Raw genomic sequence first — 12,415 nt, 5'->3', positions numbered from 1 at the left:
GGCGGTCAGGGCGCCTCGGCTTCGTCGGCGCCCGCCGCGTAGCACGCCTCGATGAGGGCGCGCAGGGCGGGGCGCGGCGGGCCGGGGCGCACCGCGAGGTAGGCGCGCATGAGGGGCGTGGGACGGGTCAGCGGGCGGAACACCACGCCCGGGACGGGGAGTTGGTCGGCGTGCGCCGCGTAGAAGACCGTCCAGGACGGTTTGCCGTAGCCGATGGCGGCGAGGGTGTCCTGGGCGTTGGTGAACTCCGGCCCCCAGACGGGCTCGTAGCCGGCCTCCCGGCAGGAGTGCAGGACCAGGTCGTGGAGGGCGGGGTTGCGGGAGTGCGGGGAGAGGCGCAGCGGCAGCCCGGCGAGCCCGGACAGTTCGACGGTCTCCCGCGCGGCGAGTTCGTGGCGCGCAGGCAGGGCCGCCATCAGCGCGTCCTGCCACAGCGGCAGGAACTCCAGCCCGGGGTCGGTGCGTTCGCCGCGCAGCAGGGTGGCGTCCAGGTCGCCGGCGCGCACCTTCGCCAGGCGTTCCTCGGTGGTACCGGTGACGAGTTCCAGCTGGGCCTGGTCCGTGAGCCGGGCGAACGTGGCGAGCAGGGTGTCCAGCCGCTCGCCCAGTCCGGAGCTGGTGCCCAGCCGCACCGTCGCGGCCTGCTCGGCGCGGAGTTCGTCGATGGCCTCCCGGGCGCGCGCCTGGAGGGCGAGCATCTCCCTGGCGTACGGCAGGAGCCGGTCGCCGGCCTCGGTGAGGCGGACGACGCGGGTGGAGCGGGCGAAGAGCTCGGTGCCCAGCTCGCGTTCGAGCCGGCGGAGCTGCTGGCTGACCGCCGACTGCACGATGTGCAGTCGCTCGGCGGCGCGGCCGAAGTGCAGCTCCTCGGCCACCGTGAGGAAGTAGCGCAGCTGTCGGATCTCCATGGCCCCCCGTTCGTCGTGACCACACACTGATCACCATTCGCGATCAGTGTAGGCGCGGATCGCCCATTGGTCGGCGGGCGTGATCGCGGTTGGCTGAGGTCATCACGCACCGCGGGCCCGCAGGGGCCCCTAGGCCGGAGGAGACCGCCATGCCCCACCTGGACGTCAACGACACCACCCTCTACTACGAGGACGAGGGGACCGGCCCCGCGCTGCTGTTCCTGCACGGCTGGGGCACCAGCGGCCGCACCTGGGGCGCCCAGCTGCCCGACTTCACCCGGGACCACCGGGTGGTCACGCTGGACTGGCGGGGCTGCGGGCGGTCGGCCCGTCCCGTCCGGGGCAACACCACCGCCGGGGTCGTCAACGACCTGGTAGCGCTGATCGGGGCGCTGCGGCTGGACCGGCCGGTGGTCGTCGGCTCGTCGGTGGGCGCGGCCTTCGCCACCGAACTGGGCGTCCGGCGGCCCGAGTTGATCCGCGGGGTGGTCTCGGTGGACGGGCCGGCGTACTGGCCGTCCACGGGAATGCCGATCACCGAGCTGATGGAGCGCCTGCGCCTGGACCGGGCCGGCACCGTCGCCGGCTGGGTCCCCGGGTGGTACGCGCCGGACACCTCGCCCGCGCTCATCGACTGGACGATCCGGCAGATCCTGGACTCCAGTGTCTACATCGACGAGCACTTCGCCGTGGCCAGCACCTACGACCCGCGGCCGATCCTCCCGGGACTCCAGATGCCGATCCACTACATCCACGGTGAACTGGACACCTCCATCCCGGTGGAGGTGTCCCGTACCTGCGCCGCCCTCACCCCCGGCGCCGAGCTGACCGTCATCCCCGGCGCCGGCCACATGCCGCACCAGGAACGCCCCGACGCGTTCAACGCCGCACTGCGCGCCGCGCTCACCCGCATCGCGGCGGCCGCCGCCGCCCACGCCCACGCCTGAACAGCCCTCCCCACCCCCTCGAAGGAGTCCCCATGCCCGTCACCCAGGTATCGCTCAGCGGTGGTACGGCCCACGTCGAGTACGACCGCACCGGGACCGGCCCGGGACTGGTGCTGGTGCACGGCACCGGCGCCACCCGCGAACAGTGGCTGCCGCTGACCGAAGCGGTCGGCGACCGCTTCACGGTCGTCGCACCCGACTACTCCGGCTCCGGCGGCACCACGGACCACGGCGGCCCGCTCACCCTCGCCGACCTCGCCGACGAGGTGCTGGCCGCCGCCGACCACGCCGGGCTGGACCGTTTCCACCTCGTCGGCCACTCCCTCGGCGCCGCGATCGCCACCCACCTCGCCGCCCACCACCCCGACCGGGTCCGCTCGCTGGTCCTGCACGCCGGGTGGGCCCACACCGACACCCGGCTGCGGGCCGAATTCACCTACTGGCTGGACCTGTTGCGGGCCGACGCCGAGCACGGCACCGCGAACTTCGCCCGGATGCTGCCGCTGATGGCGTTCGGCCCCCGGTACTGGGAGCGCACCGACACCGCGGCGAACGAGGAACTGGTGCGGGCACTAGCCACGACGCTGGCGCCCGGCATCGCCCGGCAGACCGAGGTGGACCTCTCGGTGGACCTGCGGCCGCTGCTCGGCCGGGTCACGGCGCCGACGCTGGTGCTGGCCAGCGCCCACGACCGGATCATGGGCGCCGATCAGCAGCAGGCGCTGCTGTCCGGCATCCCGCACACCCGTTACGCGGAAATCGACGCCGGACACGGGGCCCCGGCCGAGGACCCGGCCGGATTCACGGCCCTGATCAGCCGGTTCCTGGACGAGCGGCGGGCCGCGGAGGCAGAAGCAGAAGCAGCGTCCGGGATGTGTGGGAGGTCTGCGGTGCCGGACGCGGTCGGCGCCCCGGGCCGGGCGGCGGGCCCCGCGCGGGCGTAGGTGCCCGGCCCCCGATTCCGGTCCACTTTCCCCGAATTGGACCAGGAAGCGGGGGCCCGCCCCCCGTTAGCGTCGTTTCGATCAAGGTCCCGGAACCGAGGCACCACCGAACCGACGAACGGAGCGCACCGTGCACCCCCAGCTCGCCGCCGATCTCGCCGCGCTGCCCGACCTGTTGGAGGCGACCCGGCAGCGGGCCGCGGCCTACCTCGACGGCCTCGCGGAGGCGCCCGTCGTCCCGGCCCGGCCGGCGCCGGAGCCGCGGCCGCTGCCGGAGCGCGGCACCGGCCTCCAGGACGCGCTACGGGACTTCGCCGTGCGCTGGCAGCCCGGTCTCTCGGCCAGCGCGGGCCCGCGCTACCTCGGCTTCGTCACCGGCGGTGTGACCCCGGCGGCCCTCGCGGGCGACTGGCTGACCGCCGCCGCGGACCAGAACTCCAACTCGTCCCTGGACCCCACCGGACAGCACCTGGAGCGTCAGACGGTCGACTGGCTGCGCACGCTCTTCGGGCTGTCCGACGCCCATGAGGGCACGTTGGTCAGCGGCGCCACCATGTCCAACACGGTCGGACTGGCGATCGCCCGCGAATGGCTGGGCGAGCGGCGCGGCGTCTCCCCTGCCGAGAACGGAGTGGCCGCCCTCGGCCCGGTGCGCGTCCTGTCCGGCGCCCCGCACTCCAGCGTGGCCAAGGGCCTGTCGATGCTCGGCCTCGGCCGCTCCGCGCTGGTCACCGTCCCCACCCTCCCCGGCCGCGAGGCGGTGGACCCGGCGGCACTGGAACGCGCCCTCCAGGAGACCGGCGGCCCCTGCGTCATCGTGGCCAACGCCGGCACCGTCAACACCGTCGACTTCGACGACCTCCGCGCCCTCGCCGCGCTCCGCGACCGCTACGGCTGCTGGCTGCACATCGACGCCGCGTTCGGCGCCTTCGCCGCGCTCTCCCCGCACCACGCGCACCTGACCGACGGCCTCGACCTCGCCGACTCGCTCTGCATCGATCTGCACAAGTGGCTGAACGTCCCCTACGACAGCGCCGTCCAGTTCACCCGCCGCCGCGACCTCCAGACCCGGGTGTTCCAGAACGCCGCCGCCTACCTGGGCCCGCTGGGCGACACCCCCGACCTGGTCCATCTCACCCCGGAGAACTCCCACCGGCTGCGCGCCCTGCCCACGTGGTTCACCCTGCGCGCGTACGGGCGCGAGGGCCACCGCGAGATCGTGGACCGCTGTGTCGACTGCGCCCGCACCCTGGGCGAGGCGGTCGCCGCCCTCGACGGCCTGGAACTGCTCGCCCCCGTCCGCCTCAACGTCGTCTGCTTCACCCTCGCCCACTCCCCCACCGCCGAACGCCTCGCCGCCCTGGCCGACGCCCTGGCCACCGAGGTCTTCCTGACACCCACCGTCTACGCCGGCCGCCCGGCCCTCCGCGCCGCCTTCAGCAACTGGCGCACCACCCCCGACGACGTCCGACGGATCGTCAGTTCCCTCACGACCGCGGTCCGAAAGCTGCCCGCGGAATGACGGTTCGGCCCGGCAGCCATGGGGCGTCACTACGACCAGGCCGATCAACTCGACCCGTCCCGCCGGCCCTGTTCGCCGCGGCGGTCACGATCTAGGCTGCCGCCCATGCGACCCCTCATGATCAACGAGCCCGGTGGCGGCCATGGGACCGTCCTCCTGGATGCCCACGGGGTGACGGCCGACCCCGAACTGGCCGCGGAGTTCGCCGAGTCGGTGCACCGGATACTCGCCGACCTGGTCGGCCGGGGTGCGCCGCTCGGCTGGGTCGATCCGCCGGGGCGGGACGAGGTGGCCGGGCTGGTCGAGCGGGTGCTGACCGCCGCCGCGGCCGGCGACGGGGCGCTGCGGGCCGCGTACGCCGGGCGCACCCTGATCGGCCTGGGCTACTGGCTGCGCTACGCCCGGCCGACCAACCGCCCGCACGCCGACCTGGAGAAGCTCGCGGTGGCCGGCACCGCCCACCGCCGCGGCACCGGCCGGGCGCTGGCCGCCGCGCTGATCGCCGACGCCCGGGCGGCCGGCATCGAGGTCCTCACCCTCGACGCCCGCGCCGACAACGCGCGCGCCCTGCGGCTGTACCGGTCGCTGGGCTTCCGGGAGTACGGCCGCCTCCCCGGCTTCGTCGCCATCGGCGAACGCCGTTGGGACAAGGTCTTCTACATGCTGGACTTCCGCGCGCAGACGTCGGAGCGCGGGGGCCGACGCGAAGTGCAGTGAACGGGAACGGGAAAGGGAAAGGTCCCTCTCCCCGGCGGGAAAGGGACCTTTCGCAGTCCGGTGCGCCGGACCGGTAGGCGGTCAGCGGCCGTGGCCGAAGTCCCGCTCGAAGGAGGTGAAGGCGGCCTCCTGCTTCCACTCGACGGCCGCCTTGGGGCTGGACGCGAGCAGGCGCCGGCACGCGGCGGCAGGCGATCCGCTGCCGGGGAGCCGGCCGCGGCAGTCGGCGACCGGGTGGTAGCCGTTCCGGGTCGGGTTGCCCTGCCACAGGCTGCGGCCGGGGAGGAAGGAGTACTGCAGGGAGGCGCGGGCCAGGTCCTTCAGGTCGCCGTAGCCGAGGTGGTACGTCGTGGCCGCGTACTGGTACTCGTGGCTGATGTCGACGCGGGAGATGCCGGGGTCGTCGGTGGCCAGCACGATCGGCACCCCGTACGCCCGGTAGGTGGTGAAGGGGTGGGCGGCGCCCTTCACCCCGAGGATCTGGGCGTTGCTGCTGAACGGCACCTCGACGGCCACCTGGCGGGCGGCCATGGTCCGGGCCAGTCGCCGCCAGTCGTCCTCGTGGACGAGGTCCACACCGTGGCCTATGCGCTCGGCGTGGGCGACGTCGACCGCCTCGTTGATGTGGAACTTCAGGTCTTCCGGCTTCACCAGGCCCGGCCACAACTCACCCGCGTGCAGGGTGATGTGGGCCCGCGGATAGACGCGGTGCAGATAGCCGAGCATCCGCATCTGGAGGGAGTAGTCGCGCAGGGCGCTCTCGCCGTCCTCGGGCTGGACGAGGTTGACCGCGGTGAACCGCGGGTCCCGCTCGGCCAGGCGCATGGCGAGTTCCATCTGTGTGAAGACCCGCTCGGGGGTGCTGCCCCGGGACACCTGGGAGTTCCACCGCACCGTCAGCCGGCACCCGGGGGCGGCGTGGGACGTGCCGCAGTGGGAGACCTGGCGGAACTCGGCGTCCGTGTCGTCGGCTTCCTTGCGGGCGGCGGCGACCAGGCGGTCGAGCTTGCCGTCGGCGACCAGCGCCTGGTGCATACGGTCGAAGTCGCCGTTCCAGCCGGTCTCGTCGGCGACCTTCTTGGCCTGCTCCGAGGCGGGGGTGACCAGCGTCTCCAGGTAGAACTGGTTCTTTTCGGCGATGCCGTCGGCGACCTTCGCGAGCAGCTTGCCGCGGTGCCGCCACGTCACCGCGCCGAACTTGCCGAACGCGTCGAAGAAGTGGTCGTGGCCGGACTGGCCGGCCGGGAAGTCCGCCATGGACCAGGCGCGCACCAGCGCGTCATGGAACGCCCGGTCGGTGCGGGCGTCCGCGGCGGGCCGCTTGCCGGGCCCGCACGGCGGCGCAACCGCCGTCATCGTCTTCTCGTCGATGCAGAGTCCGTCCTCGGCGGCGAGGGTGACCAGATACTCGGTCGGGACCGCGCCGGAGAGGTGGTTGTGCAGATCACCGCCCTTGGGCAGCTGCCGGAAGAAGTCGCGCAGCCTGGCCGGATCCTGGCGGATGGTCTCCAGGTACGCGGCGGTGTGCGCTTCGGCCGCGGTCTGCGGCGGACGGGCCGAACGGGACGTCGGGGGCGGAGAATCGGGCGACTGCGCGGCTGCGGGCAGTGCGGAGAGCAAGGACAACATGCTGAGGGTGGCCACACCGGTCCGGAGAGCCCGGCGACGGTTCGTGGCACGACGGTGATCACCATTCACCGTGGCATCCTCACGTCCCGACACCTGGTACGACCAGGCGCTTTTCGGCACATTCCGCGAGTGTGCGGGAGTCGCTGTTGCGGATGACGGCGACGCGCTGCACCCTCTTCGTCGTTCCCACTGGCCTGGCGCCCGTGATGCCGGCGGCCATCGGCCGGCCGAACGGAAGGCCACCGCCGGCCGACCAGGTCACCAGCGACGAGTCGACGTGGTCCAAGCATCCGCCAACTCACTCTTGCCGTCCGGTTCTTCGGACGGCGTTCCTTCGGGCGGCTGCCCCTCGGACGGTGGCCGGATGAGCGACCCGATGCCGGCGCAGAGCAGGTCCAGGCTGCGGGTGAACTTCTCGTCCGGCCCGTGCGCGGTCGCGGCGGTCGCCGTCCGGGGGAAGTTCCGGTGGAGGGCGGCGACGTCCTCGGTGGTGACCGGCACCGCGGGTGGCTCGCTCTGCTCCTGGAGCACGTAACCGGTGACGTGGCTGAGCACGGTGTCGGCGGCGGTGCCGCAGTGCTCCGGGGGCACGCCGGCCTCGGCGAGGGTGGCGAGCAGCCGTTCCATCAGCGAGAGCGCGCCGGGGCTGAGGGTTTTCGGGCTGCCGGCGAGCATGATCGCCCCGCCGGGGTGCTGCCGGATGCTCTGCCGCAGGGCGACGGCCTGCGCCGTGATCCGCGCCGGCCAGCCTGCCTGCGCGGGCAGCCCGGCCAGGGCGGCGGTACCGGCCTCGTATGCCTGCCCGGCCACCCGGTCGGCCATCAGCTGGAGCAGTGCGGCCTTGCTGGGCACGTGGTAGTAGAGGCTGCCGGCGTGCACGTCGAGGCGGTCCGCGACCCGGCGCACGGAGAATCCGTGGTAGCCGGTCTGGGCGAACACCGCCATCCCTGCGTCGATGATCAGGTCTGCGGTCAGCTTCACGGTCGCAGTCTAGCGAGCCGCGCCCAGCTTTCAAACAGTGTTTGAAAAAGCCCCGGGTCGCGCTAATGTCGTGATCAGCGAAATCGAACACCGGCTTGGAGGGGGGTGGTGACGATGGACATCCTGCTGTTCAACGTGACCACGGCGGCACTGATGGTGCTGATGTTCAACGGCGGTCTGGCCCTGGTCGGCCAGAACACACTGGGCCGACGGCGGATCCCCTGGGCCGGCGTCGGCCTGACCGGGCTCGCGCTCGCCGGGGTGGCCCTCCAGCTCTGCTGGTCGGGGGCGATGGGCGCGCTCGACGCGGACCCGTCGAAGTCCGGCTGGTGGCGCGTGGTCACCTCGGTCTTCATGCAGAACGGCGGCCTCGGCGGAGCGGCCTGGAACATCGCCACCCTCGCCGCCGTCGCGGCCTTCGCCGACTGGTTCTGGGGTGCGCCGCTGACGCTCGGCCTGTTCGCCGCAGGCATCCTGCTCCCGGAGCAGATCGACAAACTGTGGGGCCAGACCACCCACAGCACCGACCCCCGCAACTTCGCCGGCAGTTCCGGTGCCACCTACTTCCTGGGCGCGACGCTGGCCGCGGCCCTGCTGCTGCGCGGCGGTGCCGACGAGAACTCCGGCAAGGCCGCCGGGGAGGGCTCCGACGACGAGGGCACGCGTCGCGGCAAGGCCGTCCGCAAGAACCGGCTGCTGGCGCTCGGCGTGCCGGTGCTCGGGCTGGCGATGTGGTTCGCGCAGGAGAACGGGCACGGGCTGGTCTCCTGCTACGGCTTCGCCCTCGGCGCACTCACCTGGGCGGCATTCCGCACCGTCCTGCACCCGGACCGCGACCTCCGGCAGCCGCCGCGCACGACGCTCGCCTCGCTGACCGGGCTCATCGGCCGACGGTCCCGCAGCGCCGGCTAGCCGGCCGGCCCCCGCCCGCGCCCCGTCCACCGTGACCATGAGGGAGACAGCATGTCGGAAAACCTGCGCCGGGAGGTGCCGAACCTCGTCGACCAGGAGGTGGCCAGGATCCTGGAACAGACCGACCGTGACGTGGCCCGTACGGTCGACCGCGCGCTGGGCGTGAGCGACGGCACCCCGGCGTTCGACACCGCCCGCTGACAGACCCGGCTCGGCGAGCTCCTCGCCGCCCACCACATCCCCGGCGGCGCCCTCGCCGTCCTCGCCGACGGCGAGATCCACGAGGTGGCCGCCGGCATCCTGCACACCGGCACCGGCGTCGCGGTGACCCCGGACTCCGTGTTCCCGATCGGCTCCGTCAGCAAGGGCTACACCGCCGCCATGGTGGTGCTGCTCGCCGACGCCGGGAAGCTGGAGCTCGACGCGCCCGTCGCGGACGTCCTACCGGACTTCGCGGTCGCCGACGCCGGGGCCACCGAGACGATCACGCCGCGCCAACTGCTCAACCACACAAGCGGCATCGAGGGTGACTACGTCAACGACACCGGCCGCGGCGACGACTGCCTGGCCCGCTACATCGAGGGCGCGCAGACCGTCGGCCTACGAGTGGGACGGCGTGCGCGGCTTCGGCCACGACGGCAGTACCTTCGGCCAGCTCGCCTACCTGCGCGCCATCCCGGAGAAGGGCCTCGCCATCGCCCTGTTGACCAACGGCGGCGGGGCTGCACCCAAGGTCTTCGAGGCACTCTGCCGCGAGCTGTGCGCCGAACTCGCCGGGGTCACCATGCCCGCGTTCGCGCCGGCCTCCGAACCCGTGGCGGTGGAGACGGAGCCGTTCCTCGGCAGCTATAAGCGCGAGGGCTTCCTGATGACCATCACCGACGGCGACGGCGGCCCGGGCACCCTGCGGCTGAGGTACGAGGGCGCGGACGGCCTGGCGGGCACCTTCGACCCGCTGGTCTGGCACCTGACCCCGGTCTCGCACACACCGGTGAAGACGGTGTTCGCCGGCCGCCGCAACGAGAAGGACGCCTGGATACCCGTCGTGTTCTACGCCCTCGCCGACAGTAGCCGGTACGTCCACTTCGGTGTCCGCGCGACGGCCAAGTCCGCCTAGAAAACTGCTGAAATCTTGTTGTTGGGGCTGTCCGGCCGTGGGCCGGGCGGCCCCTTTTCGCTATGCGGTGGCCGGGGTGAGGTGCCAGGTGGTGCCGGTTTGGGCGAGTCCGAGGTTGATCAGTCGGCGGAGGTCGAGGGTGCAACGCCCGCGCAGGGGGCAGTCGGCACAGAGACGCTTGAACTGGGCGGTGCGGGCGCCATCCCCTTTGACCTGGCCGAGGTTGGCGGTGCGTCCGGCCGGGGCAGGTCGCGGTGCCGGCGGCTGGGTTGATGCGGAAGTCATCGATGGTGACGCCGCCGGGGACCACCTGCCGCAGCGGCAATGGATACCACCTGTGACTGGCGGCCCGCAGTCCCGGTGCGCCTCTTTCACGCCAGGGGCGACAAGGATGTCTCCTTTACGAATTCCCTGTACTGCCAACGTCAGCCGGCTTCCCACGGGGCCGACCAGCAGCTCAGCGATGTCGGGCAGTTCGACCACTCCACGACGGTCCTCAAGGCCCTGCCACAGGTGGTGCGCGAGTTCGGCTCCTCCCGTGGGGCGGGTGGTCACGCCGCGGGTGGCCCAGAGCGGGCTGAACTCCTCACTGCTGGCTAGGGTCCGCTGGTGAAACACGGTCCGCTCACCGTCGCACAGTGCGCCGCGCTGCAGCCGCCGGAGGCCGACTCGGACGGCGAGCACGTGACGTTGTCGGACCAGGATCATGCGCTGCTGGAATCGCTCGCAGAGGACGGCCGCGTCGGCTACCAGGCCCTGGCGTCCGTCACGGGCTGGTCGCAGACCTCGGTGCGACGGCGGCTCACCGAGCCGCGTCGCACCTCGGTGGTGTACTTCGACGTCGACTTCGACGCGGAGTTGCCGGGCCTGCGGTCGATGGCCTCGTTGTGGCTGTCGGTGTCACCGGGCGCGCTGTCCGCCGCAGGCGAGGCCCTGGCCGGCCATCCGGAAGTGAGCTTCGCCGCCGCGACGACCGGTCCGACCAACCTGTACGCGAGCGTGCAATGCCGCGACGCCCAAGCGCTGTACGCCTACCTGACCGGCCCGGTGGCGCAGCTCCCGGCATCCGGTCGGTGGAGACCGCGCCGGTGACACGGACCGTCAAACAGAACGGCCGTCCGCAGCAAGGCGTTCCGGTCCGGCGTACACCGGGCCGGCGACGCTGAGCTGCTCGGATCGCCTGAAGGGGCGTCCGGGTGCTCCCTCCTTGCCTGTCTGATCGACGCCCGTCTCACACAGTGCGGAAGAAATCGCCAGGGTGCCGGGCCCGCCGTCGGATATCGCCGGAAGTACCAGGTCAACTGGCTTTGAGGGAGGGCGTTGGCCAGGGTTGGCGACGTCCACACCGACTCCCCCAGGGAAGGAACCCGCGCTATGCCCACCGCCTTCGACCCCATCTCCGTGGGCTCGATGACACTGCCCAACCGCATCGCCATGGCACCACTGACCCGCCGCCGCGCCTACGGCGAGGGCCTGTCCGCCACGGCGTCGATGGCCGAGTACTACGCGCAGCGCAGCACCGCGGGCCTGATCGTCGCCGAAGCGATACAGCCCAGCCGGGTGGGCCAGGGATACACCGACACCCCCGGCCTGCACGACGAGCGGCAGGTACGGTCCTGGCGCCCGGTCACCGACGCGGTGCACGCGGCGGGCGGCCGGATCTACGCCCAGCTCATGCACGCCGGGCGCAACAGTCACCCCCAACTCCTCGGCGACGGACTGCATCCCGTCGCCCCCTCGCCCGTGGCAGCCGAGGGTGTCGTGCGCGTCAGCGGCGCCGAACCCGCCGTCCGCAAGCCCTTCCCCGTGCCACACCAACTGAGCGTCACGCAGATCCAGGAGACCATCGAAGACTTCGCGCAGGCCGCGCACAACGCCATACGGGCCGGCTTCAACGGCGTCGAACTGCACGGCGCCTACGGTTACTTGATCCAGCAGTTCCTGTCCGACAACGCCAATCGCCGCACCGACCGCTACGGCGGCTCCCGCGCGGGTCGCATCCGCTTCGTGCTGGAACTGGTGGACGCCGTGGCCGCCCGGATCGGCCCGCAGCGCCTGGCCCTGCGGATCTCACCCGGCTGCCCCGCCCACGGTCTCACCGAGACCGACGTCGACGACCTGTACGCGGCCCTGGTGTCCGAGCTGCGGGGCGACCTGGCCTACCTCCACGTCTTCGAGTTCCCCGGGCGCCGCGCGCTCACCGGCCGCCTGCGCACCGCCTGGCCCTCGGCCTTCATGCTCAACCCGCACGAGACACCGGACTCCTGGCCCTCCGGGCCGGACGACCTGCACCTGATCGAGGACGGCCTGGCCGACATCCTGGCCTTCGGCACCCTGTACATCTCCAACCCCGACCTGGTGGCACGGCTCCGCAACGGCAGCCCCGTCGCCCCGGCCGACCACACGACCTTCTACGGCGGTGACCACCGCGGCTACACGGACTACCCGGCACTGGCCGAAGCCGAAGTCCATGCCACGCCCTGAGGCCGGGCCGGCCCAGGGAACGCCATGACATCCGACCCGCTGTCCGACGCCAAGGAGCAGTCCGGCTCGGCCCGCAACCGGGTCCACCCGCTGGAGGCAGCCGACGGCGTCGGACCCGGCGGAGCCTTGGGACGGCGCCCCCTCTGAACCTTCAAATACGCAACCGTGCAAGCCGGTCGGCGGTCAGCTCCCCTGAGCCGGCCGGCGAGGGTGCCCAGGAGGTGCCTCACCTGTCACTATCTCTCACGGGCGTC

At 72.4% G+C, this 12,415-nt stretch carries 14 protein-coding genes and 1 pseudogene; 11 read left to right on the top strand and 4 right to left on the bottom strand.

Going from position 1 to position 12,415, the window contains the following annotated elements:
• Window positions 1-5: 5 nt before the first annotated feature.
• On the bottom strand, window positions 6-908 hold the full coding sequence (locus tag B073_RS41215; protein WP_018541055.1) for a LysR family transcriptional regulator: 903 nt from the start codon (window positions 906-908) through the stop codon (window positions 6-8).
• Window positions 909-1,057: 149 nt separating this feature from the next.
• Here B073_RS41215 and B073_RS0126165 point away from each other — a divergent pair, with 149 nt between their 5' ends.
• The 4 genes from B073_RS0126165 (at window position 1,058) to B073_RS0126150 (ending at window position 5,038) form a co-directional block, all read left to right on the top strand.
• Window positions 1,058-1,855, top strand: a complete 798-nt coding sequence (locus B073_RS0126165) for an alpha/beta fold hydrolase (protein ID WP_018541054.1) — start codon at window positions 1,058-1,060, stop codon at window positions 1,853-1,855.
• A 32-nt stretch (window positions 1,856-1,887) separates the two neighbouring features.
• A complete protein-coding gene (locus B073_RS0126160) occupies window positions 1,888-2,799 on the top strand; it encodes an alpha/beta fold hydrolase (protein WP_018541053.1) in 912 nt (303 codons plus the stop codon).
• A 130-nt stretch (window positions 2,800-2,929) separates the two neighbouring features.
• On the top strand, window positions 2,930-4,321 hold the full coding sequence (locus tag B073_RS0126155) for a pyridoxal phosphate-dependent decarboxylase family protein (RefSeq protein ID WP_018541052.1): 1,392 nt from the start codon (window positions 2,930-2,932) through the stop codon (window positions 4,319-4,321).
• A 105-nt stretch (window positions 4,322-4,426) separates the two neighbouring features.
• Entirely contained in the window at window positions 4,427-5,038 is a 612-nt protein-coding gene (locus B073_RS0126150; protein WP_106731956.1) for a GNAT family N-acetyltransferase, read from the top strand.
• An 81-nt stretch (window positions 5,039-5,119) separates the two neighbouring features.
• Here B073_RS0126150 and B073_RS0126145 read toward each other — a convergent pair whose 3' ends face one another.
• Entirely contained in the window at window positions 5,120-6,667 is a 1,548-nt protein-coding gene (locus tag B073_RS0126145; protein WP_078508193.1) for an adenosine deaminase family protein, read from the bottom strand.
• Window positions 6,668-6,925: 258 nt separating this feature from the next.
• Window positions 6,926-7,648: a TetR/AcrR family transcriptional regulator gene (locus B073_RS0126140; protein WP_018541049.1), complete on the bottom strand. Its 723-nt coding sequence runs from the start codon at window positions 7,646-7,648 to the stop codon at window positions 6,926-6,928.
• A gap of 114 nt (window positions 7,649-7,762) precedes the next feature.
• On the opposite strand from B073_RS0126140, the gene B073_RS42985 reads away from it, so the two are divergent.
• The 4 genes and pseudogenes from B073_RS42985 to B073_RS48195 all read left to right on the top strand — a co-directional run bounded on the left by B073_RS42985 (window position 7,763) and on the right by B073_RS48195 (window position 9,677).
• The gene (locus B073_RS42985; protein WP_018541048.1) at window positions 7,763-8,560 is read left to right on the top strand and encodes a hypothetical protein; all 798 of its coding nucleotides are present in this window, start codon (window positions 7,763-7,765) and stop codon (window positions 8,558-8,560) included.
• A 51-nt stretch (window positions 8,561-8,611) separates the two neighbouring features.
• A complete protein-coding gene (locus B073_RS48205; protein WP_018541047.1) occupies window positions 8,612-8,761 on the top strand; it encodes a hypothetical protein in 150 nt (49 codons plus the stop codon).
• A 36-nt stretch (window positions 8,762-8,797) separates the two neighbouring features.
• Window positions 8,798-9,073, top strand: a pseudogene (locus B073_RS48200) (serine hydrolase domain-containing protein); the annotation flags it as partial.
• A 13-nt stretch (window positions 9,074-9,086) separates the two neighbouring features.
• Entirely contained in the window at window positions 9,087-9,677 is a 591-nt protein-coding gene (locus B073_RS48195) for a hypothetical protein (protein WP_234025167.1), read from the top strand.
• Window positions 9,678-9,737: 60 nt separating this feature from the next.
• Here the strand turns inward: B073_RS48195 and B073_RS46675 are convergent, their stop codons facing one another.
• Entirely contained in the window at window positions 9,738-9,962 is a 225-nt protein-coding gene (locus B073_RS46675; RefSeq protein ID WP_018541044.1) for a hypothetical protein, read from the bottom strand.
• 324 nt (window positions 9,963-10,286) lie between these two features.
• Here B073_RS46675 and B073_RS41205 point away from each other — a divergent pair, with 324 nt between their 5' ends.
• The 3 genes from B073_RS41205 (at window position 10,287) to B073_RS48835 (ending at window position 12,308) form a co-directional block, all read left to right on the top strand.
• Entirely contained in the window at window positions 10,287-10,769 is a 483-nt protein-coding gene (locus tag B073_RS41205; RefSeq protein ID WP_051094194.1) for an Lrp/AsnC family transcriptional regulator, read from the top strand.
• 282 nt (window positions 10,770-11,051) lie between these two features.
• Complete coding sequence (locus B073_RS0126105) at window positions 11,052-12,161, top strand: alkene reductase (protein ID WP_018541042.1); 1,110 nt, start codon at window positions 11,052-11,054, stop codon at window positions 12,159-12,161.
• Window positions 12,162-12,185: 24 nt separating this feature from the next.
• Entirely contained in the window at window positions 12,186-12,308 is a 123-nt protein-coding gene (locus B073_RS48835; RefSeq protein WP_018541041.1) for a hypothetical protein, read from the top strand.
• Window positions 12,309-12,415 lie beyond the last annotated feature (107 nt).

The sequence above is a fragment of the Streptomyces sp. MspMP-M5 genome (assembly GCF_000373585.1).
Classification (GTDB): domain Bacteria; phylum Actinomycetota; class Actinomycetes; order Streptomycetales; family Streptomycetaceae; genus Streptomyces.
This window is presented reverse-complemented; position numbering and strand designations above follow the sequence as displayed.